Source organism: Nocardia sp. XZ_19_369, from assembly GCF_015355715.1.
GTDB lineage: Bacteria > Actinomycetota > Actinomycetes > Mycobacteriales > Mycobacteriaceae > Nocardia.
On record NZ_JACVED010000003.1, the window covers coordinates 175,305 to 201,764 of the forward strand.

23 protein-coding genes are annotated in these 26,460 nt (G+C 67.8%); 12 read left to right on the top strand and 11 right to left on the bottom strand.

Annotated elements, in window-relative coordinates; genetic code table 11:
* Positions 1-3: 3 nt before the first annotated feature.
* Positions 4-396: a sterol carrier family protein gene (locus IBX18_RS12495; RefSeq protein WP_194833903.1), complete on the top strand. Its 393-nt coding sequence runs from the start codon at positions 4-6 to the stop codon at positions 394-396.
* Positions 397-463: 67 nt separating this feature from the next.
* Here IBX18_RS12495 and IBX18_RS12500 read toward each other — a convergent pair whose 3' ends face one another.
* Positions 464-1,732, bottom strand: coding sequence for a YhgE/Pip domain-containing protein (locus IBX18_RS12500; RefSeq protein ID WP_194834319.1), 1,269 nt, complete (start codon positions 1,730-1,732; stop codon positions 464-466).
* 235 nt (positions 1,733-1,967) lie between these two features.
* Between IBX18_RS12500 and purF the strand changes: the two genes are divergently transcribed.
* The 6 genes from purF to purM all read left to right on the top strand — a co-directional run bounded on the left by purF (position 1,968) and on the right by purM (position 10,958).
* The gene (gene purF / locus IBX18_RS12505) at positions 1,968-3,548 is read left to right on the top strand and encodes an amidophosphoribosyltransferase (protein ID WP_135234629.1); all 1,581 of its coding nucleotides are present in this window, start codon (positions 1,968-1,970) and stop codon (positions 3,546-3,548) included.
* A gap of 571 nt (positions 3,549-4,119) precedes the next feature.
* Positions 4,120-5,736: an ABC transporter substrate-binding protein gene (locus tag IBX18_RS12510; RefSeq protein WP_228540900.1), complete on the top strand. Its 1,617-nt coding sequence runs from the start codon at positions 4,120-4,122 to the stop codon at positions 5,734-5,736.
* Between the two features lie 122 nt (positions 5,737-5,858).
* Positions 5,859-6,869: an ABC transporter permease gene (locus IBX18_RS12515; RefSeq protein ID WP_255528054.1), complete on the top strand. Its 1,011-nt coding sequence runs from the start codon at positions 5,859-5,861 to the stop codon at positions 6,867-6,869.
* A 92-nt stretch (positions 6,870-6,961) separates the two neighbouring features.
* A complete protein-coding gene (locus IBX18_RS12520) occupies positions 6,962-7,972 on the top strand; it encodes an ABC transporter permease (RefSeq protein WP_228541039.1) in 1,011 nt (336 codons plus the stop codon).
* Between the two features lie 11 nt (positions 7,973-7,983).
* Entirely contained in the window at positions 7,984-9,660 is a 1,677-nt protein-coding gene (locus IBX18_RS12525) for an ABC transporter ATP-binding protein (protein WP_373889191.1), read from the top strand.
* Between the two features lie 221 nt (positions 9,661-9,881).
* Positions 9,882-10,958: a phosphoribosylformylglycinamidine cyclo-ligase gene (gene purM, locus IBX18_RS12530; RefSeq protein WP_107653981.1), complete on the top strand. Its 1,077-nt coding sequence runs from the start codon at positions 9,882-9,884 to the stop codon at positions 10,956-10,958.
* 146 nt (positions 10,959-11,104) lie between these two features.
* On the opposite strand, the gene IBX18_RS12535 is transcribed toward purM, so the two are convergent.
* The 4 genes from IBX18_RS12535 to IBX18_RS12550 all read right to left on the bottom strand — a co-directional run bounded on the left by IBX18_RS12535 (position 11,105) and on the right by IBX18_RS12550 (position 14,413).
* Entirely contained in the window at positions 11,105-11,311 is a 207-nt protein-coding gene (locus IBX18_RS12535) for a DUF3073 domain-containing protein (protein WP_194833905.1), read from the bottom strand.
* 176 nt (positions 11,312-11,487) lie between these two features.
* The gene (locus IBX18_RS12540) at positions 11,488-12,441 is read right to left on the bottom strand and encodes an asparaginase (protein ID WP_135234632.1); all 954 of its coding nucleotides are present in this window, start codon (positions 12,439-12,441) and stop codon (positions 11,488-11,490) included.
* Positions 12,438-13,178 carry an MOSC domain-containing protein gene (locus IBX18_RS12545; protein ID WP_373889185.1) on the bottom strand — a complete coding sequence of 247 codons (741 nt, stop codon included), beginning with the start codon at positions 13,176-13,178 and terminating at the stop codon, positions 12,438-12,440. Before IBX18_RS12545 ends, IBX18_RS12540 begins: the two co-directional genes overlap by 4 nt.
* A gap of 122 nt (positions 13,179-13,300) precedes the next feature.
* Positions 13,301-14,413 (bottom strand): folate-binding protein, encoded by a 1,113-nt coding sequence (locus tag IBX18_RS12550; protein ID WP_306796242.1) that lies wholly within the window; start codon positions 14,411-14,413, stop codon positions 13,301-13,303.
* Positions 14,414-14,607: 194 nt separating this feature from the next.
* On the opposite strand from IBX18_RS12550, the gene IBX18_RS12555 reads away from it, so the two are divergent.
* The 5 genes from IBX18_RS12555 (at position 14,608) to cydC (ending at position 21,882) form a co-directional block, all read left to right on the top strand.
* The gene (locus tag IBX18_RS12555) at positions 14,608-15,528 is read left to right on the top strand and encodes an aminodeoxychorismate lyase (protein ID WP_135234634.1); all 921 of its coding nucleotides are present in this window, start codon (positions 14,608-14,610) and stop codon (positions 15,526-15,528) included.
* Positions 15,529-15,820: 292 nt separating this feature from the next.
* On the top strand, positions 15,821-17,317 hold the full coding sequence (locus tag IBX18_RS12560) for a cytochrome ubiquinol oxidase subunit I (protein WP_194833908.1): 1,497 nt from the start codon (positions 15,821-15,823) through the stop codon (positions 17,315-17,317).
* A 9-nt stretch (positions 17,318-17,326) separates the two neighbouring features.
* Positions 17,327-18,349 carry a cytochrome d ubiquinol oxidase subunit II gene (cydB, locus tag IBX18_RS12565; protein WP_194833909.1) on the top strand — a complete coding sequence of 341 codons (1,023 nt, stop codon included), beginning with the start codon at positions 17,327-17,329 and terminating at the stop codon, positions 18,347-18,349.
* Between the two features lie 3 nt (positions 18,350-18,352).
* Complete coding sequence (locus IBX18_RS12570) at positions 18,353-20,131, top strand: ABC transporter ATP-binding protein/permease (RefSeq protein WP_194833910.1); 1,779 nt, start codon at positions 18,353-18,355, stop codon at positions 20,129-20,131.
* Positions 20,132-20,229: 98 nt separating this feature from the next.
* Positions 20,230-21,882, top strand: a complete 1,653-nt coding sequence (gene cydC / locus IBX18_RS12575) for a thiol reductant ABC exporter subunit CydC (protein WP_194834322.1) — start codon at positions 20,230-20,232, stop codon at positions 21,880-21,882.
* 359 nt (positions 21,883-22,241) lie between these two features.
* On the opposite strand, the gene IBX18_RS12580 is transcribed toward cydC, so the two are convergent.
* The 6 genes from IBX18_RS12580 to IBX18_RS12605 all read right to left on the bottom strand — a co-directional run bounded on the left by IBX18_RS12580 (position 22,242) and on the right by IBX18_RS12605 (position 26,335).
* Positions 22,242-22,949, bottom strand: coding sequence for an FABP family protein (locus IBX18_RS12580; protein ID WP_194833911.1), 708 nt, complete (start codon positions 22,947-22,949; stop codon positions 22,242-22,244).
* Positions 22,950-23,140: 191 nt separating this feature from the next.
* Positions 23,141-23,446 (bottom strand): DUF1416 domain-containing protein, encoded by a 306-nt coding sequence (locus IBX18_RS12585; RefSeq protein WP_040730884.1) that lies wholly within the window; start codon positions 23,444-23,446, stop codon positions 23,141-23,143.
* Positions 23,447-23,451: 5 nt separating this feature from the next.
* The gene (locus IBX18_RS12590; protein ID WP_107653991.1) at positions 23,452-24,285 is read right to left on the bottom strand and encodes a sulfurtransferase; all 834 of its coding nucleotides are present in this window, start codon (positions 24,283-24,285) and stop codon (positions 23,452-23,454) included.
* A gap of 29 nt (positions 24,286-24,314) precedes the next feature.
* Positions 24,315-24,812 (bottom strand): DUF4395 domain-containing protein, encoded by a 498-nt coding sequence (locus tag IBX18_RS12595; RefSeq protein WP_194833912.1) that lies wholly within the window; start codon positions 24,810-24,812, stop codon positions 24,315-24,317.
* 288 nt (positions 24,813-25,100) lie between these two features.
* On the bottom strand, positions 25,101-25,541 hold the full coding sequence (locus IBX18_RS12600; RefSeq protein WP_194833913.1) for a thioredoxin family protein: 441 nt from the start codon (positions 25,539-25,541) through the stop codon (positions 25,101-25,103).
* Entirely contained in the window at positions 25,538-26,335 is a 798-nt protein-coding gene (locus IBX18_RS12605; protein ID WP_147131000.1) for a DUF2993 domain-containing protein, read from the bottom strand. The genes IBX18_RS12600 and IBX18_RS12605 overlap by 4 nt, the downstream gene beginning before the upstream one ends.
* Positions 26,336-26,460 lie beyond the last annotated feature (125 nt).

Below are 26,460 nucleotides of genomic sequence, written 5' to 3' on the forward strand. Positions count from 1 at the left end.
TACGTGGCTCGACAAGCGGTGAGTCCGGCCGAGCTGCGGTCGGCGGTGGATGCGGTGAGTGCGTGGCTGCGGGACGACTCGGTGGACGCGCCCGCGCGCACCGAACTCGCGGCGGCGGTCCGCACGACCGCGCGCACTTTGGCGGCCGCAGCCCCCGGGCACTCGGTGGAGGTGCGGGTCCCGCCGTTCGTCGCGGTGCAATGCATCGAAGGTCCTCGGCACACCCGAGGCACCCCGCCGAACGTCGTCGAAACCGACCCGCGCACCTGGCTGCTGCTGGCCACCGGCCTGCTGGACTTCGCCACCGCCCTCGACTCCGGCACGCTTACGGCCTCGGGCAGCCGGGCGACCGAAGTCGCCCGCTGGCTCCCGATCGCCCGTCTAGCCGAAGGCTGATCGCTGCATTCCTTCGTGGGATCCGCACTCGCTCCAGGGGGCCGCAGCGAGCGCGGATCCGCCCTGCTCAGGCGGCGACGCGGTTGCTGCGGTGCAGGCCCTTGTGGTCGTAGAAGCGGGTGATGATGGCGCCGAAGGCCAAGCCGATCGCGAGGCCGGCCACGGCCATCCAGACGCCGCGGGCCAGGCCCGCTTCGAAGTTGGCGTCGAAGTAGAGGATGGCGCGGATACCCAGGAACACCTGGTGCATCGGTTCGAAGGAGGCCAGCCAGCCGAAGTACTGCGGCGTCGCCTCGATCGGCACGGTGCCGCCGGAGGAGGGCAGGCCCAGAATGATGAACAGGATCAGGTTCACCAGCAGCCCCGCCGAGCCGATCGCGGCCAGCGTGGACAGACCGGTGACGCCGACGGCGATCATCGCGAGTGCGCTGTAGAGGAACAGCGCCAGCGGATGATCGATCGGCATGTCCAGGATTTTGCCGACGATCAGGAAGACCGCCGAGACGATGTTCGCGGTCACCACCATCACGCCCCACTTGATCAGCAGGGTGCGGAAGCGGGAGATGGGCGTCGGCGGATAGTGCACGTACCACGGCCCGTACTCGGTCGGGATGAAGCCGAGCTGGGCGTCGATCATGGTGTGGATGACCATCGCGCCGACCACCCCGGCGAGCAGCAACAGCAGTGCGTAGAAGAACGCGCTCAGCCCTTGGCCGGTGCCGTCGGGCAGCGGATGGTACTGCTGGACAACCACTTTCACCGGATCGGCGAGCGCGACCCGGGCCGCGCCGGACAGCTCGGGCCCGGGCGGCGCACCGGCCTGCGGTTTCAGCTGCTCGGTCACCTGATCGGTGAGCTGCTTGCCGACCTGCTTGTTCACCTCGGTCAGCGCCTGGTTGCCTACCCGCAGCACGATCTGGGTGCCGAACGCGCCGGTGCGCGGGTTGGTCTGCAGGGTGATGATCGGGCGTTCCATGTCACCGGGAATCACGCTGCCGACACCGAGGATGCCGAGGCGCTTGCTGAAGTCGCTCGGGATGACCAGCGCGCCGTAGACCTCGCCGGACTGCATCTGCCGCTCGGCCTCGCTGATGCTGATCACCCGCAGGTCGACCTTGTCCGCAGGAACGCCCTTCTCCAGCGCGTCGGTGATCTGGTTACCGAAATTCACCTGCTGCTGGCTGTCGGCCTTTTTGATGACATCGCCCACATCTTGGTTCACCAGGGCGATGGGGAAATCGTGCAGATTCTTCTCCGGATCGACGACGTAATCCAGATACATGATGCCGAGCAACGCCGTCAGCAGCGTCAGCACGCCGATGGGAAACAGCACCAGCCGTGCCCATGGCCTGCGCTGCGGCGCGGTGCCCCCGGTGTTCGATCCCGCCCCGCTGCCTGAACCCGCGCTGTCGGTAGTCGTCACGGATCGCACCGTAACAGCTACCGTCGCCGAATTCCCCGGCCGCTGCGCCACGCCGGATTGCTACTGGTATGCGGTGGCGGTGATCGCGATCGAAGTTTCACCCGTAGAATGAAACGTGCCCCCAGCCCGCCCGAACAGGGAGCAAACGGTGACCAACGCCGAACTGCCGGTTGACGCTACTTCCGCCACCCCCGATCAGGACGAGAACGAGCCACGCGAAGAGTGTGGCGTGTTCGGAGTCTGGGCGCCGAGCGAGGACGTGGCGAAGCTCACGTACTACGGCTTGTACGCGCTGCAACACCGCGGACAGGAGGCGGCGGGCATCGCGGTATCCGACGGTTCGCAGATCTTGGTCTTCAAGGATCTCGGCTTGGTCAGCCAGGTGTTCGACGAGCAGACGCTGGCCGCCATGCCGGGCCACATCGCCGTCGGGCATTGCCGCTACTCCACCACCGGCGGCGTGACCTGGGAAAATGCCCAGCCGATCTTCCGGACCACCTCGGTGGGTTCCGGACTTGCCTTGGGCCACAACGGCAATCTCGTCAACACCGCCGAATTGGCAGGCCGCGCAAGGGAACTCGGGCTCATCGGGGCGACGGTGGCCAACGGCCGCCCGCAGCCGATCGCCGCGACGTCGGACTCCGATGTGATCACCGCGCTGCTGGCGCACGCCTCCGCCGACTCCAGCATCGAGCAGGCGGCGATGGAACTGCTGCCGACGCTGAAGGGCGCGTTCTGCTTGACCTTCATGGACGAGCACACGCTCTACGCCGCGCGTGACCCGCACGGCGTCCGCCCGCTGTGCCTGGGCAGGCTGGACCGTGGCTGGGTTGTTGCCAGCGAAACCGCAGCACTCGACATCGTCGGTGCGGCCTTCGTCCGGGAGATCGAGCCCGGCGAACTGCTGGCGATCGACGCCGACGGCGTGCGCTCGATGCGCTTCGCCAATCCGGAACCCAAGGGCTGCGTCTTCGAGTTCGTCTACCTGGCCAGGCCGGACAGCACCATCTCGGGCCGCTCGGTGCACGCCACCCGCGTCGAGATCGGGCGCCTGCTCGCCAAGGAGCATCCGGTCGACGCGGATCTGGTGATCCCGGTGCCCGAATCCGGCACCCCGGCCGCGGTCGGCTACGCCCAAGGTTCGGGCGTCCCCTACGGCCAAGGCCTGATGAAGAACGCCTACGTCGGGCGCACCTTCATCCAGCCGAGCCAGACCATCCGTCAGCTCGGCATCCGACTGAAACTCAACCCGCTGCGCGAGGTCATTCGTGGCAAGCGGCTCATCGTGGTGGACGACTCGATCGTCCGCGGCAACACCCAGCGCGCGCTCATCCGCATGCTGCGCGAAGCGGGCGCGCTGGAGATCCACGTCCGGATCGCCTCGCCGCCGGTCAAATGGCCGTGCTTCTACGGCATCGACTTCGCCTCGCCCGCCGAACTGATCGCCAACGGGTCCGGCGCCGAAGGCAGCTTCGACGAGATGGTGGAGGGCGTGCGCCGTTCCATCGGCGCGGACACCCTCGGCTACATCTCCACCGAGGGCATGATCGCCGCCACCGAGCAGCCCCGCTCGCGGCTGTGCTGCGCCTGCTTCGACGGCAACTACCCGATCGCACTGCCCACCGAGGCGGCCATCGGCAAGAACGTGCTCGAAGGCATGCTCACCGGGCAGCCGGAGGCGCTGCTGCTGGGCGAGAACGCGAATGCGAGTGCGCTGAGTCGTCCGTAGGGCTTGGGCGGCCCGGGAAGTCCGGGCCGGCGCCTTGCGTGATGAAGCTCCACCTCGAACTGGTGATTCCCGCTGTGCCGTCGTGGTCGGCCGTCTGCCGTGGGGGCTTCCGTCGTCGGTCCGCCTCCCGCCGGATCACTCTTTCCGCAGCCCTCGTGCTGCCGCGTTGTCGGTAACTGCGACACCCAACCGCCTATCTCGAGCCGGTCTCTTCTCGTTGGTACGAACCACCATCCGGTGCACCGAAACGCGCCCATTTCGCGCCGCGCACACGGCGAGTCGATTTCGCGCGTCGCGGTAAACGGCTGCAACTGTCCGGCTGCGTGCCGTGGCGTCTTCGAGACGCCCGCACGGGCGATCCAGTGCGTTCCTGGACATTCGTCCGGTGATCTGGCCCCCTCGGTGCACTATTTGCAACGCCTGCTAACGGCCCGGTGATTTTTTCTGTGAAAACGCAACGTGCCGGAAATGGTTCGTGGGTACGGTGCCCGTCAGATCGGAAGTTCATTGCGTCCGCACCTGTCCTGCGATCCAGGACAGCGCGGTGCGGCGCTCGAGAAGTGGGGCCCTGATGTTGGTTTCTAGAACACCTGGGGGCCGGACCCGGACGCGAACTATCGCGGCCGTCGGCCTGGCGACGCTGGTGGCGTCGTCATTGGCAGGCTGCGGTTCCGGCCGGACCGGTGATGGTGGTGACGGTGGCGGCTTGCTGGCCGGCACCACGGACAAAATCTTCTCGCTCGACCCGGTAGCCGCCTACGACAACGGCTCGCTGGTCGCGGAGACGCAGTTCTACCAGTACGTGCTGAACTTCGCGCCCGGCGACGCGACGCCGAAGCCGGACGCGGCGGAGAAGTGCGAGTTCACCACCCCGACGGTGTACAGCTGCACCATGAAGCCGGGCCTGAAGTTCGCCAACGGAAACCCGTTGACCGCCAAGAGCGTCAAGTTCTCCTTCGACCGCATGGTCAAGATCAATGACCCGAACGGGCCCGCCTCGCTGCTCGGCAACCTCGAGAAGACCGAGGCCCCGGACGATCGCACGGTGAACTTCACGCTGAAGGTCGCCAACGACCAGACCTTCCCGGCGATCCTGCCGACCCAGGCCGGGCCGATCGTCGACGAGAAGGTGTACTCGCCGGACAAGGTGATGGCCGACGAGGACGTGGTGAAGAACAAGGGCTACTCCGGCCCGTACACCATCGCGAGCTACGACAAGAACAAGCTGGTCGAGTACAAGGCGAACCCGGATTACAACGGGATCCTCGGCACCCCGAAGACCAAGACCGTCTCGACGAAGTACTACGCCACCACCGACAACATGAAGCTCGACCTGCAGAACGGGTCGCTCGACGTGGCCTACCGGTCGCTGACGCCGACCGACATCGAGTCGCTGCGCGGCGACAGCAAGGTCACCGTGCACGAGGGTCCCGGTGGCGAGCTGCGCTACATCGTGTTCAACATGAACACCATGCCGGGCGGCACTCCGGAGCAGAAGCTGGCGGTGCGGAAGGCGCTCGCCTCCACGGTGGACCGGGCCGCGCTGGCCAAGAACATCTACAAGAACACCTACACGCCGGCGTATTCGTCGGTGCCGCAGGGTGTTCCGGGCGCGACGGAGCCGTTCAAGGACATCTACGGCGCCGATCCGAGCAAGGACAAGGCCGCCAAGTTCCTCGCCGACGCGGGTGTCGCGACGCCGGTCGAGCTGAACCTGCAGTACAACCCGGACCACTACGGTTCGAGCAGCTCCGAGGAGTACGCCTCGATCAAGTCGCAGCTGGAGGCCAGCGGGCTGTTCCGGGTGAACCTGCAGTCCACCGAATGGGTGAGCTACCAGCGGGAACGGGCGCGCGATTCGTACCCGCTCTATCACTTCGGCTGGTTCCCGGACTTTCCGGACCCGGACAACTACCTGACCCCGTTCTTCGGTCCGAACAACTTCCTGCAGTCGCACTTCGAGAATCCCGGCGTCACCGCGCAGCTGATCGCCCAGATCACCGAACGCGACAAGACCAAGCGGATGGAGATCCTCGAGAACGTGCAGCAGGATCTGGCACAGAACCACCTGCCGATCGTTCCGCTGTTGTCCGGCAAGCAGATCGCCGTCTCGGGTAAGAACGTGCAGGGAGTGGAGCAGACTCTCGACGCGTCGTTCAAGTTCCGTTACACGGTGCTGAGCAAGTGACATCCGGCGAAGCCGGGCCCGGGACGACAGCTGCTCCAGAAACGAAGCCAGCGCCGGCCCGGGCCCGGCGCTTCGGCGTGCCACGAGCACGGAAGGGCGGCGGCGATTCGCGCCAGCTCGCCCTGCTGCGCTACTTGGGTGTGCGATTGATGTTGATCCCGGTGACCGCGTGGATCCTGGTCACCGTCGTGTTCTTCCTGATGCGCGTGGCCGGCGACCCGATCAGTGCGGCCATGGGTGGGCGGATGACCCAGGAGCAGATCGAGGTTCGCAAGGAGGCGGCCGGGCTGAACCGGCCCATCCTGTCGCAGTACTGGGAGTACATCACCGGCCTGCTGAGCGGGGATTTCGGTAAGTCGCAAGACAATCGGCAGATCAGCGAAGTGGTGATGACCTACGGCGCCGCCTCGCTGGAGCTGATGTTCTGGGCGCTGATCGTGGCCTTCGCGGTCGGCATTCCGCTCGGCAGATACGCGGCGACCCGGCGTGATTCGCCGACCGACACCGGTCTGCGGCTGTTCGCGATCCTGGCCTACGCGGCGCCGGTGTTCTTCGTCGGTCTGCTGCTGAAGCTGGTCTTCGCGGTGCAGCTGGGCTGGCTGCCGGTGGCGGGCCGGGCCAGCACCAATGTCGAGCTGCAGCTGCAGCACGTCTCGCCGAAGACCAACATCATGCTGATCGACGGAATCCTCTACGGCGACATGGGTTACCTGCTCGACGTGCTGAAACACGCTGTGCTGCCGGCGATCGCGCTCGGGCTGCTCACGGCGGGCATCTTCCTGCGGCTGGTGCGGATCAACCTGATCCAGACCCTGCGGGCCGACTATGTGGACGCCGCGCGGGCGCGTGGTCTGTCGCAGCGGGTGGTCACCGGCCGGCATGCCTTCCGCAACGCGATGATTCCGATCGTCACGGTGATGGGCATGCAGATCGCGATGATGCTCGGCGGTGCCGTGCTGACCGAGACCACCTTCGAATGGAAGGGCCTGGGTTATCAGCTCGCGACGTATCTGTCGGCGCGTGACTTCATCGCCGTGCAGGGCATCGTCGCGTTCATCGCGCTGGTCGTCGCGGTGATGAGCTTCCTGGTGGATGCCCTTGTGGCACTGATTGATCCGAGGGTGAGGTTCTGATGACCGCACCGGAATTGCTGAACGAACCGGTCATCGCGCCGCCGGTGCCCGTGAAGGCGCGCCGGGGGATACCCGGTCTGCGCTTGTTCTCGATGACCGCAGGCTTGCAGCGGGTGACGTTGATCTTCGGGCTGAGCCTGGTCGGGTTCTTCGTGCTCGCGGCTATCTTCGCTCCGCTCATCGCGCCCTACGGCTTCGCCCAAAGCGCCGCTGACGGAGTCGATTTCGCGCGGCAGCAGGCACCGTCGGCCGAGCACTGGTTCGGTACCTCGGTCCGCGGCGAGGACGTGTTCTCCCGGGTGATCTTCGGCGCAAGGACCGCGCTGTTCGTCATCGCGATCTCGCTGGTGCTCTCGCTGTTCGTCGGGGTGCCGCTCGGCTTGCTGTCCGGCTATGTCGGGCGCTGGCTGGACCGCGTGCTCGTGCTGTTCATGGACGCGATGTACGCGTTCCCGACGCTGCTGCTGGCGATCGTGGTGTCCATCGTGGTCGCGGGTGGCCGGTCCACCAGTTTGGGTGGCGTGCTGTCCGCGGCGGTGGCCATCACGGCCGTCTTTGTGCCGCAATACTTTCGGGTGGTGCGCAACGCGACCATCGCGGTGAAGAACGAACCGTACGTGGATGCCGCCCGGGTGACCGGCGCGTCCACCACGCGAATCCTGTTCCGGCACATCTTCGCCAACGTCACCCAGTCGCTGCCGGTGATCGTCACCCTCAACGGGTCCGAGGCCATCCTCACGCTGGCCGGGCTCGGCTTCCTGGGATTCGGCATCGAGCCGACCCAGGCCGCCGAGTGGGGTTACGACCTGAACAAGGCGCTGTCCGACGTCTCCAACGGCATCTGGTGGACCGGTATCTTCCCCGGTTTCGCCATCGTGCTCGTGGTGCTCGGCATGACCCTGGTCGGCGAGAGCCTCAACGAGGTGCTCAACCCGATCCTGCGTACCCGGCGCTCGGTCGACTCGGCGCCGGGCGACGCCATCACCGTCGCGGGCATCGAAGTCGCCGACCCGGCCGAACTCGACCGTGCCGCCGACACCGAAACCGACAGCAAGAACGTCGATTTGGTCAATGACGGTACTGCCGGGAAGGAGACACCATGACCACCCCCGCGGTGGCCGTCGATCGCGGGCAGCCTGCGCTGTCCATCGAGTCGCTCTCGGTCACCTTCGCCACCGACGCCGGACCCGTCTACGCGGTCTCCGACGTCTCCTACGAGGTGTACCCCGGCGAGGTGCTCGCCATCGTCGGGGAGTCCGGTTCGGGCAAGTCGGTCAGCTCGCGCACCGCGATGGGTCTGCTACCGCAGACCGCACGGGTGCGCGGTCTGGTCACCCTCGGCACCGAGACCATCACCTCGATGAACGAGCGCCAGCTCACCGCGCTGCGCGGTGGTGCGATCTCGATGGTGTTCCAGGAGCCGGGCCTCGCGCTCGACCCGCTGTTCACCGTCGGCTTCCAGATCGGCGAGGCGCTGCGCGCGCACTCGCAGATGAGCAAGAAGGACGCGAAGGCCCGCGCCGTCGAACTGCTCCGGCTGGTCGGGCTGCCCGACCCGGAGCATCGGGTCAACTTCTACCCGCACCAGCTCTCCGGCGGGCAGAAGCAGCGCGTGGTGATCGCCATCGCCATCGCCTGCGAGCCGAAGGTGATCATCGCCGACGAGCCGACCACCGCGCTCGACGTGACGGTGCAGGCCGAGATCCTCGAACTGCTGCGCGACCTGCGCGACCGGATCGGCAGCGCCATCGTGCTGATCACCCACAACATGGGTGTGGTGGCCGACCTGGCCGACCGCGTCGTGGTGATGCGCAACGGCCGGGTGGTCGAGCAGGCGCCGGTGGACGAGCTGTTCGCGAGCCCGAAAAAGGAGTACACCCGGGCGCTGCTCGCCGCCGTCCCGCACCTGGGCACCGAGCAGCTGGCGCACGGTCCGGCCGAAGAGGTGGCCGCGACCGCCGAGCCGGTGCTCGAGGTGTGCGATCTGGTCGTAGAGTTCCCCGGCTCGTTCGGGCGGCCGCCGTTCCGCGCGGTCGACGAGGTGAATCTGCGCATCGGACCCGGCGAAACCCTGGGCCTGGTGGGCGAATCCGGCTCGGGCAAGTCGACCATCGGCCGCTGTGTCGCCGCGTTGCAACGCCCGACCTCGGGCGTGGTGAAGGTGCGCGGACAGGACATCGCGGGTCTGTCCGGGCGCAAGCTGCGGCCGATCCGGCGGCGCTTCGGCTTCGTGTTCCAGGATCCGGCCAGTTCGCTGAATCCGCGGCTCACCGTCGGTGAGTGCGTCGCCGAGCCGCTGCTCGTGCACAAGATGGGCAGCGCCGCGGAGATCAAGGCGCGGGTGCGCAAACTGCTCGACGACGTGCAGCTGCCCGCAGGCACCGAGCGCAGGTATCCGCACGAGCTGTCCGGCGGTCAGCGCCAGCGCGCCAGCCTGGCCAGGGCGCTGGTCCTGGATCCGGATCTGCTGGTCGCCGACGAGCCGACCAGTGCGCTCGACGTCTCCGTGCAGGCCGCGGTGCTGGAGCTGTTCGGTCAGCTGCAGCGCGAATGCGGGTGGGCCTGCCTGTTCATCAGCCACGATCTCGCGGTGGTCGACCAGCTGGCCGACCGGATCGTGGTGCTGCGCAACGGTGCGGTGGTGGAGCAGGGCGATCGCGATCGCATCCTGCGCGCACCGACCGAGGAGTACACCCAGCGCCTGGTCGCCGCGGTGCCGGTGCCGGATCCGGTGGAGCAGCGCAGGCGCCGGGCGGAGAGCGCGGCATTGTTCGCGACCGAGATCACGTGACGCGACAAGTGATCTCGTAGGTACTCGGGTTGCTCGTCGGGTAAGTCCGACACCCGACGAGCAACCTCCCGCCGGTCCGGTTGTCAAGTCCCACGACGCTGCCGACCGGCAAAATACGCGTAGAGGCGGATCAGCGGCGGGACAGCTGCGAGGTCGTTATCCGGTTCCGGTAGCGTGAGCAGGCATCTATCCGCCGATTCGGTTTGGAGCTTTCCCCGAAAATGACTGAACAGACCCCCAGTGGTGGTGCCTCTTACGCCGCGGCAGGCGTGGATATCGAGGCAGGTGACCGCGCAGTCGAGTTGTTCGGGCCATTGGCGAAGAAGGCGAGCCGACCCGAGGTGCAGGGTGGCCTCGGCGGGTTCGCCGGGCTGTTCGCGCTCAAGGGTGGCTACCGGGAACCGCTGCTCGCCGCGTCCACCGACGGGGTCGGCACCAAGATCGCGGTAGCGCAGGCGATGGACAAGCACGACACCGTCGGCCTCGACCTGGTCGCGATGGTCGTCGACGACCTCGTCGTATGCGGTGCCGAGCCGCTGTTCCTGCAGGACTACATCGCCATCGGCAAGGTCGTGCCGGAGAAGGTCGCCGAACTGGTCTCCGGCATCGCCGAGGGCTGTGTACGGGCCGGCTGCGCGCTGCTGGGCGGCGAGACCGCCGAGCACCCGGGCCTGATGGACCCGGACGACTACGACCTGTCCGCGACCGGCGTCGGCGTGGTCGAGGCCGACGCGGTGCTCGGCCCGGACCGGGTGCGCCCCGGCGACGTGGTGATCGCGATGGGCTCCTCCGGCCTGCACTCCAACGGCTACAGCCTGGCCCGCAAGGTGCTGCTCGACATCGACCGGATGTCGCTCACCGGCCACGTCGAGGAGTTCGGCCGCACGCTCGGCGAGGAACTGCTCGAGCCGACCCGGATCTACGCCAAGGACTGCCTCGCGCTGATCGCCGAGACCGACGTGCGCACCTTCGCCCACGTCACCGGCGGCGGCCTGGCCGCCAACCTGGGCCGGGTGCTGCCCGCGGGCATGGTGGCCGAGCTCGACCGCGGCACCTGGAATCCGGCGCCGGTGTTCAAGATGATCGCGCAGCGCGGCCGAGTCGAGCGGGTCGAGATGGAGAAGACCTTCAACATGGGCGTCGGCATGGTCGCCATCGTCGCCCCCGAGGACGTCGACCGCGCCCTGGCCGTGCTCACCGCCCGGCACATCGAGTGCTGGACCCTGGGCACCGTCAAGAAGGCCAAGGATTCCGACGCCCTGCGCGCCGTCCTGGTCGGCGAACACCCACGGTTCTGAGCTTCACGCAAACACAAACCAGCGTCCCGCATCGCTCAGATGCGGGACGCTGGTGCGTTGTAAGCCTTTTCGGCGGTATCCGTCAACGCGCGGCAACGTCTGAAAGGGGAGGAACGCTGTCCTCCCCTTTCAGACGTTGCTCCGAGTCAGCGGCGCCAGTCGTCGTAGTCGTCCTCTTCCCAGGTGGATGAGGACTTGTCCGCGTCGTGCTCATCGGACAGCACACCACTCCGTTGAGAGTGGGGGCTTCCCGAAAGCTCGCGCTGAAGGCTCGCGAAGTCGCTCGGCGGGCTGCTGTACTTCAGCTCGCGTGCGACCTTGGTCTGCTTTGCCTTAGCCCGGCCACGGCCCATGGCTGACCCCCTCGCGTCACTGCGGGGCGGCCTGGGGTTTGGTTGGCGGCCCCGTTCGAATTAATACTCTTCCTGACAGACACTTTAGCGTGTGTCCGGCCGTCCCGCTTCCAGGAGTGGCTGAAGAGCCGCCGAAGTGGTTCCGTTTGCCCGGTTGTCGCCCTCGGACCGTCCGGCTAGAGCACCCCGGGGATCGCCCGGATCACGCCGACCCTGGCCCCGCCGCCGAGCACCGGGGGTGCCGCGAGCTCGGCGTGCGCGTCGGTCCAGTCGATCCCGATCCGGTGCAAAATGGCCAGCGTCAGGGGCATTCGAGCACGGTCGCTACCGTCGTCGATCTTGTATGCGAACGCGGTGCCGTCGGGCAGCGCGCCCGCGTGCACACCGTCCGCGCCGATCTTGCAGACCAGTCCCGGGGTGGCCTGCATGGTCAATAAATCGGGGGCGTTGGTGCCGGAAATCACTCGCGGATGGGCGCGGATGGCGTCGGCGACGCGGCGCTCCGGCGCGTCGGGCGCGGCGGTCGCCATGGTCGCGAACACCCGGGCCAGGTTCACCAGCGACACCGGAATGATCGGCAGGCCACAGCCATCGATGCCGAGATCGGTCTCGGGTTCGCCGGTGAGATCGGCGACGGTGGCGATCACCGCCTGCTGCAGCGGGTGGCCCTCGTCTAGGTAGCCCTCGGTCGGCCAGCCGTTGATCGCACAGGTCGCCAGCATCGCGGCGTGCTTGCCCGAACAGTTCATGTAGATGCGCCGAGATCCCTGCGAACCCGAAAGCACGGCCGCGCGCGCCTTGTCGTCGACCGGCAGATCCGGCGGGCACTCCAGCGACTTCTCGTCGAAGCCGAAGCGGTCGAGCAGCCTGCGCACCAGCGCGACATGATCGGGTTCGCCGTAGTGCGAGGCGGTCGCGATGGCGAGCTCGGCATCGTCGACGGGCTCGAACCCGTGGCGCAGCAAGGTGATCGCCTGCATGGGCTTGTTGGTGGAGCGCGGGAAGATCGGCAGATGCACCTCGCCGAGGGTGAGCGTCGGCTCGCCGTCGGGATCGAGGATGACCGCCGAGCCGCGGTGTACGCACTCGCGGAATCCGGAGCGGACTACTTCGACCAGTTCCACACTCACAGTTGTGCTCCCGTGTCGAGTTCGGCGCCACGTCGGGTGGCCGGATCTGCTGGTTGCTCGGCGCGCTGCCGGGCCGCGCGGTCGGCGCTGACCTGCCTGCGGGCATGGCGTTCGATCTGCATGCGGATGTCGTCGGAGAGGGTCGGCTCCGCGGCCGCGAGGAACGCGAGCCGGTCCGGGTCGGCGCCGGTGAAGACGTCGCGCACGGTGATGCCGTGGTCCGGCACGTGCACCACCGACACCGGGTCGCCCGCGCCGATCGTGCCTTCGGTCAGCACCCGCAGGTAGGCGCCGGTGTCGCTGCGCAGCGCGAATCGCTTGACCCACTTGGCTTCCCCGGCCCAGTGCTGGAAGGTGGCGCACGGCACCCGCGGCGCGCTCACCTCGAGCAGCGTGTCGCCGATGGTCCACCGCGCGCCGACCACCGCGTCGCTGACCGCGAGTCCCTCGATGCGCAGGTTCTCGCCGAACCAGCCCGCGGGCAAGTCCCGATCCAGTTCGTCGGCCCAGCGCCGAGCGTCTTCGTCGGCGTAGGCATAGACGGCCTGGTGCACACCGCCGTGATGCTTGACGTCGCAGACGTGATCGCCGTCGAGCCCGAGCGCGCGCACCGGCACCCGGCCCGGCCTCGGCCGCTTGTCGATCGCGGATTTGCCGACGCGGCCCGGCACGTCGAGGTCGGCGTGCACCACGCAGACGGCCAGCACCCGGCCGGTATCACCTGGTCGCACAGTCACTTCCTCTCGTCACCTGGTCGGGGGTCGGCGATATGCCGGAAGGCGGGATGGGGTCGCTCGGCTGGTGCCCAGCGGGCGACGCGGGGCTTTGCGCCCCTGCGGTATTCGATGGCCATGGCGGGTCAGCGGCCGCGGAGCCGATCGACGGCGAGCCTGCCCGCCTGCGGTTCGTCGTCCCTGGGGACGGAGTCGGGATCGATGGCCGCGGCGGTCGTTCCGGCCGTCAGCGCGGTGTCCGCCGGGACGGTGCGTTTGATCAGGGCAAGCGCGATGGGGCCGAGTTCGTAGTGGTCGATGACGGTGCCCAAGCGGCCGATGGTGCGGCCGCCCGCGGTGATGTCGTCGCCGGTGGTGGGGCGCTCGTCGGCCGAACCGTCCAGGTGCAGCAGCACCAGGTGCCGCGGCGGCTTGCCGAGGTTGTGTACCCGCGCCACCGTCTCCTGGCCTCGGTAGCAGCCCTTGTCCAGGTGCACGGCGCCGTACTCGGCGGCCCCGCCGATCCAGCGGGCCTCGTGCGGGATGGTGCGCTCGTCGGTGTCCAGGCCGATGCGGGGTCGCACGGCGGCGACGCGCAGCGCCTCGAACGCCCACATGCCCGCCGGTTCGGCGCCGGCCTCGGTCAGGCGGGTCCACCACTCGGCGAGCCGGTCGCGGGGGATCAGCAGATCGAAGGAGTCGGCGGTGGGCCACGGCATGCGCCGCAGGAAACCGCCGTCGGCCAGCGGCACTGCCTCGTAGGTGCCGGGCAGGGTCGCGACGCCGACGGCCGCGATCACCTCGGCGGCCTTGGAGCCGAGCAGGCTCAGCACCGTGTACTCGGACTCCACCGGCTTGGCGTCGGCCCAGAAGACCATCTTCCGCAGGAACTCCAGCAGCGCGGGGCCGCGGTCGCCCTCGGTGTCGATCCAGACCGTGTTGTCCAGCTCGGTGAGCACGAAATGGTTCAGCACCCGGCCGTTGAGATCGAGGTCCAGGTTCTCCGCCGACTGCCCGTCGCCCAGTGCGGCGATGTGCTGGCTGCTGATGGTGTGCAGCCAGGTCAACCGCTCGGCGCCGGTGATGGTCAGGACGAAACGGTGCGAGCGATCGACGACCGCCGCGTGCTGGACGGCGGCGCGTTGTTCACCGAGCGGGTCACCGTAGTGCCACGCGACGGCGGCATCGGGCGAACCCGGCGCTCCCGCGACGGCTCCCGAAACAGCGAGGATGGGGCTGGGCGCAACGACCACGGACACGTTTCCACTGTAGGCGGGCCCGGAGTCGGGTGCCCGAACCGGGGCGGTGGGGGAGTGCGCGCGAGCCCGTTCGGAGACCTTCATGACGGCGAGTGCGCAGCGTCCGGGTGAACCTCGGGCGGCAGCTTGTAAAAGATGCCGCGAAGTCTGCCGTGACATAGGCGAGACCTAGCAACACCGCCTACTCTCGACGCATGGTAGATCGGGTTCTTGTCTCACTCGACGGCGCTGTCCGGGATCCGGACGCGCCGTTGTTGTATGCGGACGATATCGGCGTATTGCGGGGCGACGGTATTTTCGAAACAGTTCTGGTGCGCGCGGGCAACGCGTGTGCGATCGAGTTTCATCTAGGCCGGCTGCGCCGGTCGGCGCAGGCGCTGGATCTGCCCGAGCCCGAACTGGGGCGGTGGCGGGAGGCGGTCGAGCGGGCCGCGAAGGAGTGGGGTGCAGACCGCGAAGGGGTCATGCGGCTGGTGCTCACGCGGGGGCGTGACTCCGAGCTATCGGGCGTGACCGAGAAGGTGACGACCGGCGATCTCGCCGCCGCCGTTCCGGTGCCCACCGCGTACGTGCTCGTGCTACCCGTGCCGGATCGCGTGCAGAAGGCGCGGACCGACGGTGTCGCGGTGGTGACGCTGTCCCGCGGCATCTCGATCGACCTGGCGCAGGCCGCGCCGTGGCAGCTGCTCGGCGCCAAGACGCTGTCCTACGCGTCCAACATGGCGGCGCTGCGGTTCGCGGCGCGGATGGGTGCCGACGACGTGATCTTCACCAGCACCGAGAACCGGGTGCTGGAGGGTCCGCGCTCGTCCGTGGTGATCGCGCGGGACAAGCAACTGATCACCCCGCCCGCCAAGAACGGTGTGCTGCCGGGTGTCACCCAGCGCGCGCTGTTCGCCGAGGCGGAGAAGGCGGGGTGGGAATGTATCTACAAGTCGCTGTTCACCGCCGACCTGCTCACCTGCGACAGCGTGTGGATGATGTCGAGCATCTCGCTGGCCGCGCGGGTGAACTCGTTGGACGGCTTGCGGATGTCGGCGCCCGATAACGCGCAGGAAATCATCGACCTGGTCGACCGTGGCGTCGAACGGGCCGGAGCTATCGGCGACTGGTAACTCTCCGCGGCGACCGGTGACTGCCCGCACCGGCCGCCGACGGGCAACGGTCGACGTGATGTGCGTCCTACTCGCACGTCCGCAGGCCGGTGCGAGCGCGCAAAAGCGCTGTTGAAGGCCGAAAGTCCCCGTGTGTCGTGTCCTACGACTCACTTCTTCCAACCCTCCTCCGACGTAGTATTACTACGTCATGTCGTAGACGACGAGGAGGTCGTGGCACCGTGAGCGAGCGAACCGATGACGGAGCCGCCTCGGCGGTCATGACGGAGCTGCGCGGTAGCGAGGCGCAGTTATGAATGCGCTGGATATCTCGCGGTGGCAGTTCGGGATCACCACGGTCTACCACTTTCTGCTGGTGCCGCTGACCATTGGACTCGCGCCTCTGGTCGCCGCCATGCAGACCGCGTGGGTGATCACCGGTAAGGATCACTGGCTGCGGCTGACCAAGTTCTTCGGCAAACTGTTCCTGATCAACTTCGCGCTCGGCGTCGCCACCGGCATCGTGCAGGAGTTCCAGTTCGGGATGAACTGGAGCGAGTACTCCCGCTTCGTCGGCGACGTGTTCGGCGCGCCGCTCGCGCTGGAGGGGCTGGTCGCCTTCTTCATGGAGTCGACCTTCCTGGGCCTGTGGATCTTCGGCTGGTCCCGATTGCCGAAACTCGCGCACCTGGCCGCGATTTGGATGGTGGCCATCGGGGTGAACGCCTCGGCGTACTTCATCGTCGCCGCGAACTCGTTCATGCAGCATCCGGTCGGCGCGCGGTTCAATCCGGAGACCGGACGGGCGGAGTTGGAGAGCATCGTCGCGGTGCTCACGAACAACACACTGCTGGCGGCCTTTCCGCACGTGGTCGCCGGATCCTTCGTCACGGCAGGCACTTTCGTGGCGGGTATCGCGGGCTGGTGGATGGTGCGCAAGGCGCGCAGCGGGGACGCCACCCAGTTGGCGGAGGCGCGCACCATGTGGCGGCCCGCGGCGCTGGTCGGCACCTGGGTGATGCTGGTGTCGCTGGTGGCGTTGTTCTTCACCGGCGACACCCAGGGCAAGCTGATGTTCGAGCAGCAGCCGATGAAGATGGCCTCGGCGGAGTCGTTGTGCCACACCGAAACCGACCCCGATTTCTCCATCCTCACGGTCGGCACACACAACAACTGCGACAGCGTCGTCCATGTGCTCGAGGTGCCGTTCGTGCTGCCGTTCCTGGCCAAGGGCGAGTTCAGCGGCGTCACCCTGCCCGGCGTGGTCGACCTGCAGAAGGAATACAACGAGAAGTACGGCGTCGGCGACTACCGGCCGAACCTGTTCGTCACCTACTGGTCGTTCCGCGCGATGATCGGCCTCGCGGCGGGCTCGGCGGTGCTGGCGCTGGCCGGGCTGTGGCTCACCCGGCGCGGCCGGGTGCCGAACCAGCGCTGGTTCTCCTGGCTCAGCCTGCTGATGATTCCGACACCGTTCCTGGCCAACAGCGCGGGCTGGGTGTTCACCGAAATGGGCCGCCAGCCTTGGGTTGTCGTGCCGAACCCGACGGGTGACCCGAACGTGCGGTTGATGGTGCAGCAGGGTGTGTCGAACCATTCGGCCGGTGTGGTGCTGTTCTCGCTGATCGTCTTCACGCTGCTGTACGGCGCGCTGGCGGTGGTCTGGTTCTACCTGATGCGGCGCTACGTGGTGCACGGGCCCGATCCGGCGCCGGTGGTCGCCGATGACGACAAGCCCGACGATACCGGCGGCCCGGGCAGGCCGCGGACCGAAGAGCCTGCCGTCGAACAACTTTCGTTCGCCTACTAGGAGCCGACGATGAGTTTGCAAGAGTTCTGGTTCGTGCTGATCGGAGTGCTGTTCACCGGTTACTTCGTGCTGGAGGGCTTCGACTTCGGGGTCGGCATGCTGATGCCCATCCTGGGCCGCGGCTCCGACAGGCGAAGGCGGGTGGTGCTCAACACGATCGGGCCGGTGTGGGACGGCAACGAGGTCTGGGTGATCACCGCGGGCGGCGCCATGTTCGCCGCCTTCCCGGAGTGGTACGCCAGCATGTTCTCCGGTTTCTACCTGGCGCTGCTGTTGCTGCTCGTCGCGCTGATCCTGCGCATCTGCGCCATCGAATATCGCGGCAAGATCAACGATCCGCGCTGGCGGGCCCGCTGCGATCTCGGCATCGGTATCGGTTCCTGGATTCCGGCGCTCGCGTGGGGCTGGGTCTTCGCCAATATCGTGCGCGGGGTGCCGCTGAACGAGAAGAAGCAGTTCGCCGGCTCGGTGTGGGATCTGCTGGGCCCCTACGCCTTGCTCGGCGGATTGACCACCGCGCTGTTGTTCGCGCTGCACGGCGCGGTGTTCCTCGGGCTGAAGACCGGCGGCGAGGTGCGCGACGACGCCCAGCGCACGGCCAGGCTGCTGCTGGCGCCGACCGCCGTGATCGTCGGCGCGTTCGGGCTCTGGACACAGCTGGCCTACGGCACCGGGTGGACGTGGATTCCGTTGGGGGTCGCGGTACTCGGGCTCGTCGCCGCCTGCGCCGCGGTGCTCGCCGATCGCGACGGGTGGGCCTTCACCGGCACCACCGTCACGGTGGCGGCGGCGACCACGCTGCTGTTCGGGTCGTTGTTCCCGAATGTGTTGCCCTCCACCATCGATGCGGCGTTCGACCTGACCATCCACAACGCGTCGTCCACCCCGTACACGCTGAAGGTGATGAGCTGGGCGGCGGTGATCGTCACGCCGGTCGTGCTGCTCTACCAGGGCTGGACGTACTGGGTGTTCCGCAAGCGGATCACGGTCGACCAGATCCCGGCCCCGGTCGGGCTCCCGCTGAAGGACTGAGCCATGGCCCGCCCGCCCGTCGACCCGCGCCTGTGGCGGTATGCCCGCTCGGCACGCCGCTACCTGGTGCTGAGTGTCGCGCTGTCCGTGGTGATCACCGGATCGATCGTGGTCGCGGCGGTCATGCTGGCCCGGGTGCTGTCCGGGGTCGTCACCGATCCTGGGCAGCGCAGCCTCGGCGCATGGACGACCGAGCTGCTGGTGCTCACGCTCGCCATCGCCTGCCGGGTGCTGGCCACCTGGCTGCAGTCGCGGCTGGCGCACCGGGCGGGCGCGGGCGTGGTGGCCGAGCTGGAGACCGCGGTGCTCACCGCCGGGGCCCGGTTGCCACCGCGGGAACTCGAAACCCGCAGAACCGAACTCGCGGTCGTGGTCGGCACCGGACTGTCGGGATTGCGCGGCTATCTCATCGGTTACGTTCCCGCCCTGCTGCTCGCGGTACTGGTGCCGCCGATCGTGTTGGCGGTCATCGCGATCCACGATCCGCTCTCCGGCCTCATCGTGGTGATCACGCTGCCGCTGATCCCGATCTTCATGATCCTGATCGGGCTGCTGACGCAGGGGCGCGCCGAGGCAACCCTGGCCGCCACCACCCGGCTGTCGGATCAACTGCTCGACCTGTTCGCGGGGATGCCGACGTTGCGAGCGCTCGGGCGGGAGCGCGGCGGAGTGGTTGCCGCGGCACGGGATCCGGAGCACGACGCGGCCGATTCGTCGGCGGTCCGCCCGGGCACCATGGCCGACCGCGTGCGTGCGCTCGGCGATGCGTTGCGGCAGCGGACGATGCGCGCGCTGCGGATCGCGTTCCTGTCCTCGATGGTGCTCGAGCTGCTCGCGACGTTGAGCGTCGCGCTGATCGCGGTGTCCATCGGACTGCGGCTGGTGTTCGGTGAGATGAGCCTGTACGCGGGCCTGGTTGCCCTGGTGCTGGCCCCGGAGGTGTATCTGCCACTGCGAATGGTGGGGGAGCGGTTTCATGCCGCACAGGACGGAATGGCGGCCGCGGACAAGGCCTTCGCGGTGCTCGAGCCGGACAGCGGCAGCGTGGCGCTGGCCGGCGGGGTAGCGCCTGCACGGGTTGCCGGAGTTGTCGAACTGCACGATCTGTCCGTCGGGGCGCGTGGCGGTTTCGCGCCCGACGGGTTGTCCGGGCTGCTGCGCCCCGGTGTCGTCACGGTCCTCGCCGGACCGAACGGCAGCGGGAAATCGACAGCGGTGCAGGCGATCCTGGGATTGATCGAGCCGGACCAGGGCGCGGTGACCGTCGACGGTATCGATGTGCGCGAGCTGGATCAGGACGCATGGTGGGCCCGCGTCGCATGGCTGCCGCAGCGCCCCGTCCTGGTGCCCGGCACGTTGCGCGAAAACCTCGAACTGTTCGGTGCGCAGGCCGAGCCGTCGCCTCCGCATGGACCGGCACGCGTGGTCGACGACCTCGAAGCCGCTTGTGTGGCTACCGGATTCGACACGGTGCTGGAGGAACTGCCCGATCGGTGGGACACGGTGGTCGGTCCGGGCGGCGTCGGGCTGTCCCTCGGCCAGCGCCAGCGATTGGCGTTGACCAGGGTGCTCGCCGCGGACCGGCCGATCCTGTTGCTGGACGAGCCGACGGCCCACCTCGACGCCGACAGCGAGACCGCGGTCCTCGCGGCGTTGAAGCAGCGCGCTCGAGACGGCGCGACGGTCATCGTGATCGGCCACCGCCCAACGGTTCTCACAGCGGCCGATCAGGTGGTTCACGTACGCGCCTCGATCGATGAGCGGGCGGAGGTGGGGGTCTGATGGGTGCTAGGGCGGACGGCGCCGCAGCGAAGACGCCTGGCGCGCTACCGGTCGGCGCGGCAACGGAAATTGTGACGCTGCTCGGCGATCTGCGGCGCATGTGGGCATTGCTCGAACTGTCCCGCTGGCGGGTCGTGGTGGCCGTCGCCTGGGGCGTGCTGGCGCTCGGCAGCGGGCTCGGGCTGGCGGCGCTGGCCGCGTGGTTGATCGCTCGCGCGTGGCAGATGCCGCCGGTGCTGGATCTGAGCATCGCCGTGGTGACCGTGCGAGCGCTCGGTATTTCACGAGGGCTGTGCCGATACCTGGAAAGGCTTGCCACCCATGACGTCGCGCTGCGCGCGATGGCGACGGCACGCACCACGGTCTATCGAACGTTGGCCGGATCCGACTTCTGGCTGCGCAGGCCGTCGAGCGGCCGGCGATCGGCTGTCGTCGGTGCCGGCCGGTCGGGCGGGCAGCTGCGCCGGGGCGACCTGCTGGTCCGAATCGGTAGCGACATAGACGATCTCGGCGCTGTTGTGGTGCGGGTGTTCGTCCCCGTCGCGGTCGCCGTCGTGCTTTCCGCGGTCGCGATCGGCCTGCTCGCCACGATTTCGGTGGCCGCGGCCGCGATTCTGGCCGGGGCACTGGCCGTTTCGGGGGTCGTCGCCCCATGGCTGTCGGCAAAGGCCGCGCGGGACGCCGAACGGGCCGTGCGCGCGGACCGTGCCGAGTTCACCGCGCAGGCACTGACGGTGCTGGACCACGCGGCCGAACTGCGCGTCGCGGGTCGGCTGGACGCGGCCCTCGGCGCCGCCACCAAGGCCTCGCGCCGGGCGGTCGCGGCGGAGGATGCGGCGGCCGCACGCAGCGCATGGTCGGCCGCGGCCACCCCGCTCTCGATCGGTGTGAGCGTGCTGGGCGCCTTGCTGATCGGCATCACCCTCTACGGTCCGTCGGGCGGCGCGCCGGGCGCGATGACACCGATGGCGCTCACCGTGCTCGTCCTGCTTCCGCTGTCGGCCTTCGAGGCGGTCGGGCCGCTGCCCGCCGCCGCACAGGCGTTGACGACCGCCCGCGCGGCCCTGCGTCGGCTGACCGAGCACGATGCGGCCGAACCCGCGCCTGCTGACCGTGGGCTCGACAACGTTCTATTGCAACAACTTCCGGAGCTGCCCGAGGGTCGCCGGATCGCCGTCGTCGGGCCGAGCGGTGCCGGAAAGACCACGCTGCTGATGGCGTGGGCGGGGCTCTTCGATACTCCCCGGCCCGGTGTCACCTTCTTCGCCGAAGACGCGCATCTCTTCGGCACGTCCGTACTGGAGAACCTGCGCGTTGCCCGCGGCGATCTCACTGCGGCCGAAGCCGAGAAAGCCTTGGCCAGAGTGGGTCTCGGCGACTGGCTCGATTCCCTGCCCAAGGGCGTGCACACCGATCTGATCGGTGGCGCGGCGGCGGTCTCGGGCGGTCAGCGTCGCCGCATCCTGCTTGCCCGAGCACTCGTATCGCCGGCCCGGGTATTGCTGCTCGACGAACCGACCGAACACCTCGAGGCGGACGCGGGTGCCGAGCTGCTGCGCGAGTTGCTGGACGTGGACAGTGGTTTGGTGGAGCCCGATCGAATTGTGGTGGTCGTCACACATCAGCTGCCACCGCACCACAATGCCGACGTCATCGTCCGAGTCGAAGCATCAGCCCAGGTGAAAGCCGATTTCGCAGATCGTGCGATGCCCACTTCCGCCCTCGGAGAAATTCCGTTGCCGACCGGCTGATCCGTGGCTAAATTCGTCAGTACACAGGAAGGAGGTGGTTCGAAGAATGGTTATTCAAAGGACGCGTGAGGTGGCTGCGCGCTAGCGCCACCGCTGCAGTGTTTTCGCCGCGCGAGCGCTAGCGAATACCACGCAGTCACCCGGCCCCCGAGCCCCTGGTTGAGTCCGACCAGGACCCGAGCGATTAACCCCGCTTTGGTAGGGCTCGGGGGCTGTTCTGTTCCGCCCCTCCGCGAATTCAGGCCAGATTCAGGTGCGTGCTCGGTAGCGTTGGCGACCGGCGGTGAGGTGCTGGTGCGAGTCAGCCGGTACCCGGTGAGTTACCCATGTACCCGCGAAATCAGCAGTCGCGTTCCCGATCAGCCGATGTAGCGCTGGAGCCGGGCCGAGAGGCGGGGTTCCAGGGGACCGTCGGCTACGACGCGTTCCTCGACATAAGCGAGGTCGCCGCCTTCGACGATGCCGTACAAGCGCTTCGCGCCGCCGACCACGATGCCGGACTGGCTGCGGATGACCACGTCGGTGGCGAGCTCCCAGGAGGACTGGGTGAGCGCCTGGCCGTAGAAGAGTTCGACGATGCCGGTGCTGTGCGTGAGCAGCAGCTCGATGACCTCGTCGTTGCCGTCGATGCCGACCCGCCAGAAACCGCTCTCGCGCAGATCGGGGCCCGCGTAGTTGCCCTCGGTGTCCAGCGCCCAGGACCGCGACTCCCAGGACAGGTAGTCGCCGCCGTCGTGCGCGACGATGATCTGCTGACCGAAGCGGTAATCGCCGCGCTCCGGGTTGTTGCCCTCACCTTCGCCGCGCCACACGCCGACCATCGGCAGCAGCGCCAGCATGGAGGAGCTCAGATCCGGCCCGAGCCGCAGGTTCGCGGTGTCCTCGGGCAGCGGCAGATCGGGCAGCACCGGAATGTTGCGGGCGCCGGTCGTCTTGGCCCGCTCGACGGCCTCGGACACGGCTTGATCGCCGCTGCGGCGACCAGCCGATTCGGGGGAGCCGTTGCCGTTCAGTTGTTCACTCGCTTGCTCGGCCGGATTGGAACCTTCGCTCGCGAGATCACTCATGACTCGGTGAACAGCCGGTAGAAGACGTACAGGCCGAACCAGCCGATGAGAATGGCGACGGCCACCAGCAGAATCTCGAAGAAGAGGACCACGTCTGGAGTCTATCGACAACCACCGCCGCATATGCAGACGACCCCGGTGCTTCCCGTCACGGTGCGGGAAGTCCGGGGTCGTTAGCTGCGTACGGTCTCTTACTTGGCGACCGCGACGTCCACGGGATGGATTCCCGCGCCTTCCGGACGAACCTCGGCGGAACCGTTACCGGCCGAGGAGAGCGCCCGCAAGGTCCACGCGCCCGGCGCCGCGAAGAAGCGGAAGTCGCCGGTGCCGGAGGCGACGACCTCGGCGGTGAAATCACCGTTGCCGTCGAGCAGGCGCACGAACGCGCCGCCGACCGGCTGGCCGTCGGTGCTCAGGACGCGGCCGGTGATGACCGTTTCCTTCTCCACGTCGACGCCTGCCGGGATGGCCTGACCCTGGGTAGGTGCTGCACACATGTTGATTACGCTCCCAACTCGATCGGTGCACCGACGAGGGAGCCGTACTCGGTCCAGCTCCCGTCGTAGTTCTTGACATTGCTGTGGCCGAGCAGTTCCTGCAGCACGAACCAGGTGTGCGAGGAACGCTCGCCGATCCGGCAGTAGGCGATCGTCTCCTTCTCGCCGTCCAGGCCCGCTTCCTTGTAGATCTCGGCGAGCTCGGCGTCGGACTTGAAGGTGCCGTCCTCGTTCGCGGCCTTGCTCCACGGCACGTTGATGGCGCCGGGGATGTGGCCGGGACGCTGGCTCTGTTCCTGCGGCAGGTGCGCGGGGGCCAGGATCTTGCCGGAGAACTCGTCGGGCGAGCGGACATCGACCAGGTTCTTGGTGCCGATGGCGGCGATGACCTCGTCGCGGAACGCGCGGATGGTCACGTCGGGGGCGGCGGCCTTGTACTGGGTGGCCGGGCGGTTGACGCCGTCGGTGGACAGCGGGCGGCCGTCGAGCTCCCACTTCTTGCGGCCACCGTCGAGCAGCTTGACGTTGGTGTGGCCGTACAGCTTGAAATACCAGTAGGCGTACGCGGCGAACCAGTTGTTGTTGCCGCCGTACAGGATTACCTCGTCGTCGTTCGAGATGCCGCGCGCCGAGAGCAGGTCGGAGAACTGCTCCTGGTTCACGAAGTCACGACGAACCTGATCCTGCAGGTCCTTCTTCCAGTCGAGCCGGACGGCGCCCTCGATGTGGCCGTTGTCGTAGGCGGAGGTGTCCTCGTCGACCTCGACGAAGACGACGCCGGGGGCGTTGAGGTTCTCTTCGGCCCAGTCCACGGAGACCAGGACATCGGAGCGAGCCATGTTGTTCCTTTCAGAGATGAAACAGCGGATCAGTTCGGTGCCGGGGACGGGGTAATCCGGCGGAAGCGGGCGACCAGGGGATAGATCTGGCAACCCAGGCAAATCCCGAACGCCGCGTTCAAGAACGCGGCGAACAGGGCAAAGCCGGCGAAGACCGCGCCGACAACTGTGGAGCCGAGCGCGAAGCCCAGCAGGCTGACCACCGCGAAGACCAGGCCGAGCAGCTGCGCGAACTTCAGCGGCGGCACGGGTTCGGTCTCGGTGGTCGGGGCGACCCGCGGCGCGACGAACTTCGCGTAGAGGCGGCCGTACGGATGCTTGCGCGGACCGTAGGCGGCGCCGAGCGCGAAGACGACGGCTTGCGCGGCGATGAGCACCGCGGCGGCGACGGGGGAGAAGATGGCGGCGATCAGCACCAGGACCAGGACGGCGGTGGTGACCCACGCGGCGAACCGCGGTCCGCGAACGTCTACTTGTCCCTGGGGAATTGGCTGATTCTGCGAAGTGTTACCGATTTCGGTGGACATTGTGCGTACTCCTGCGCTGGATGCGACTGATGGCTGGAAAATTGCCAGTTCGCCGGGGGATCAACGAGATCACTCGCACGGCGGACAAAGGTCGGCGTCAGGAAATCTGAGGAGAGCCGACCGCTCAGCGGCACAGGCAGCAACAACCACCGAGGCGGCACAGGTCAACTGTGCGGCGTCGGGTGAGCATCAGCTCGTGGTTGTAAAGCACGAATACAGTTTACCTAATCAGGCGGGAGAATTGGACCCCGGGTTGATCACAGCCGTCCGGGGACCTTGTCAAGGCCGCTAGGCGGCAACAGTCAGTGGCTCCAGCGCGGAGCGCAGATCGGTCACCTTCGGCACGCCGGAGATCCGAAAGCGTTCGCGGCCTTCACTATCGAAGACGAACGTGGTCGGCAAGGACAGCACGTTCAGTTCCTTGGCGAGCACGGGGTCGGCATCGATATCGATCTCGATGTCCAGCGGCGGCTGCGCCGACTCGGCCAGCTGGCCGGTGACGTCGGCGACGACGCGGCGCACCGCGACACAGGGGCCGCACCAGTCGGCGGAGAAGTGCAGCACGGCGGGGCCGGTGCCGGTCACGCCGACGGCGGCGAGCAGATCGGCACGCGCCGAGCCGATTTCGATTACATCGGCGGCACGGACCTTGCCTTCGCGGCGGCGTAGGAAAATGCCCACCGCCAACGCGGCGAGCAACACCGCTGCCAGAATTGTGATTTCAATCATGATTGCTGCAATCGGTCGAGGTCGATCGTCACATTCACACCCTTGCCTTCAGCCACGATCCACCCACCGTCTGCACGCACCTTGGCGGGTTGGACACCGAACGGCAATTCTTTGATGTCGATAGTACGGGTGAACCGCGCGAGCACCGCGGGCTGATCGGGCTGCGGGAGCAGCGCCAGCGGGATGGTGTCGGTCTCGGCCGGGCAGGAACCGGTCGCGGTGATCTTCACCTCGCCGCCGTCGACCACGAGCTCGGCCCGCACGGCGACCTTCTTTCCTGCGAACTGCTTGTCCGTCCCCTCCGGCAGGCTGCCGGTGAGGCACAGCACGCCGTCGGTCGCGGTCATCCCGGAACCGCCCGATCCGCCGGTGCCGTCGGACTTGTCCGCGGGCGGGCCCTTCACCTGCAGGTCAGGAATGTTGAACAGCCGACCGAGCTCGGTCGGCCCGATGCGCAGCGAACTCTCGACCCGCTCCACCGGCACGTTGCGCAGGCTGCCGTCGACCAGCTCGCGCAGCGGCAGCCGCACGCCGGTCAGCGTCGCTTCGAACTCGTATTCGCCCGGTGTGTGCGGCTGGTTTCCACCCGCCCTGATCCAGACATTGTCGTAGCGGCCGTCGAGCGCCTGCACCAGGAAGGAGACGCCGCGGATGGCCACCGCCGGATCGGCGGGCAGATCGGCGCCCTTACGGAGCGCGCGCGAGACGCGGTATTCCGAATAGGCCGCGACGCTGAAATCAGTGACTACTGCGAGTCCCGCGAGAATCAGCAGCCCGATGATGAGCTTGCGCATTGGTGCACCTTAGCCATCCCCGGCGCGACGGTGCATTTCTGGTATCAGACATATCACTCACGATGACTCGGCGACCCGGATGACGAGGTCATCGGGGTCGACACGCTAATCTTGCATCGAATTAC

What these genes read in the sequence shown, in the direction of transcription:
- IBX18_RS12580 (WP_194833911.1), bottom strand. Translation starts at nt 22,949, where the DNA reads ATGAGTGATCTCGCGAGCGAAGGTTCCAATCCGGCCGAGCAAGCGAGT.
- IBX18_RS12510 (WP_228540900.1), top strand. Translation starts at nt 4,120, where the DNA reads ATGTTGGTTTCTAGAACACCTGGGGGCCGGACCCGGACGCGAACTATC.
- IBX18_RS12605 (WP_147131000.1), bottom strand. Translation starts at nt 26,335, where the DNA reads ATGCGCAAGCTCATCATCGGGCTGCTGATTCTCGCGGGACTCGCAGTA.
- cydB (WP_194833909.1), top strand. Translation starts at nt 17,327, where the DNA reads ATGAGTTTGCAAGAGTTCTGGTTCGTGCTGATCGGAGTGCTGTTCACC.
- cydC (WP_194834322.1), top strand. Translation starts at nt 20,230, where the DNA reads ATGTGGGCATTGCTCGAACTGTCCCGCTGGCGGGTCGTGGTGGCCGTC.
- IBX18_RS12600 (WP_194833913.1), bottom strand. Translation starts at nt 25,541, where the DNA reads ATGATTGAAATCACAATTCTGGCAGCGGTGTTGCTCGCCGCGTTGGCG.
- IBX18_RS12520 (WP_228541039.1), top strand. Translation starts at nt 6,962, where the DNA reads ATGACCGCAGGCTTGCAGCGGGTGACGTTGATCTTCGGGCTGAGCCTG.
- IBX18_RS12590 (WP_107653991.1), bottom strand. Translation starts at nt 24,285, where the DNA reads ATGGCTCGCTCCGATGTCCTGGTCTCCGTGGACTGGGCCGAAGAGAAC.
- IBX18_RS12555 (WP_135234634.1), top strand. Translation starts at nt 14,608, where the DNA reads ATGGTAGATCGGGTTCTTGTCTCACTCGACGGCGCTGTCCGGGATCCG.
- purM (WP_107653981.1), top strand. Translation starts at nt 9,882, where the DNA reads ATGACTGAACAGACCCCCAGTGGTGGTGCCTCTTACGCCGCGGCAGGC.
- IBX18_RS12535 (WP_194833905.1), bottom strand. Translation starts at nt 11,311, where the DNA reads ATGGGCCGTGGCCGGGCTAAGGCAAAGCAGACCAAGGTCGCACGCGAG.
- IBX18_RS12570 (WP_194833910.1), top strand. Translation starts at nt 18,353, where the DNA reads ATGGCCCGCCCGCCCGTCGACCCGCGCCTGTGGCGGTATGCCCGCTCG.
- IBX18_RS12560 (WP_194833908.1), top strand. Translation starts at nt 15,821, where the DNA reads ATGAATGCGCTGGATATCTCGCGGTGGCAGTTCGGGATCACCACGGTC.
- IBX18_RS12595 (WP_194833912.1), bottom strand. Translation starts at nt 24,812, where the DNA reads ATGTCCACCGAAATCGGTAACACTTCGCAGAATCAGCCAATTCCCCAG.
- IBX18_RS12585 (WP_040730884.1), bottom strand. Translation starts at nt 23,446, where the DNA reads ATGTGTGCAGCACCTACCCAGGGTCAGGCCATCCCGGCAGGCGTCGAC.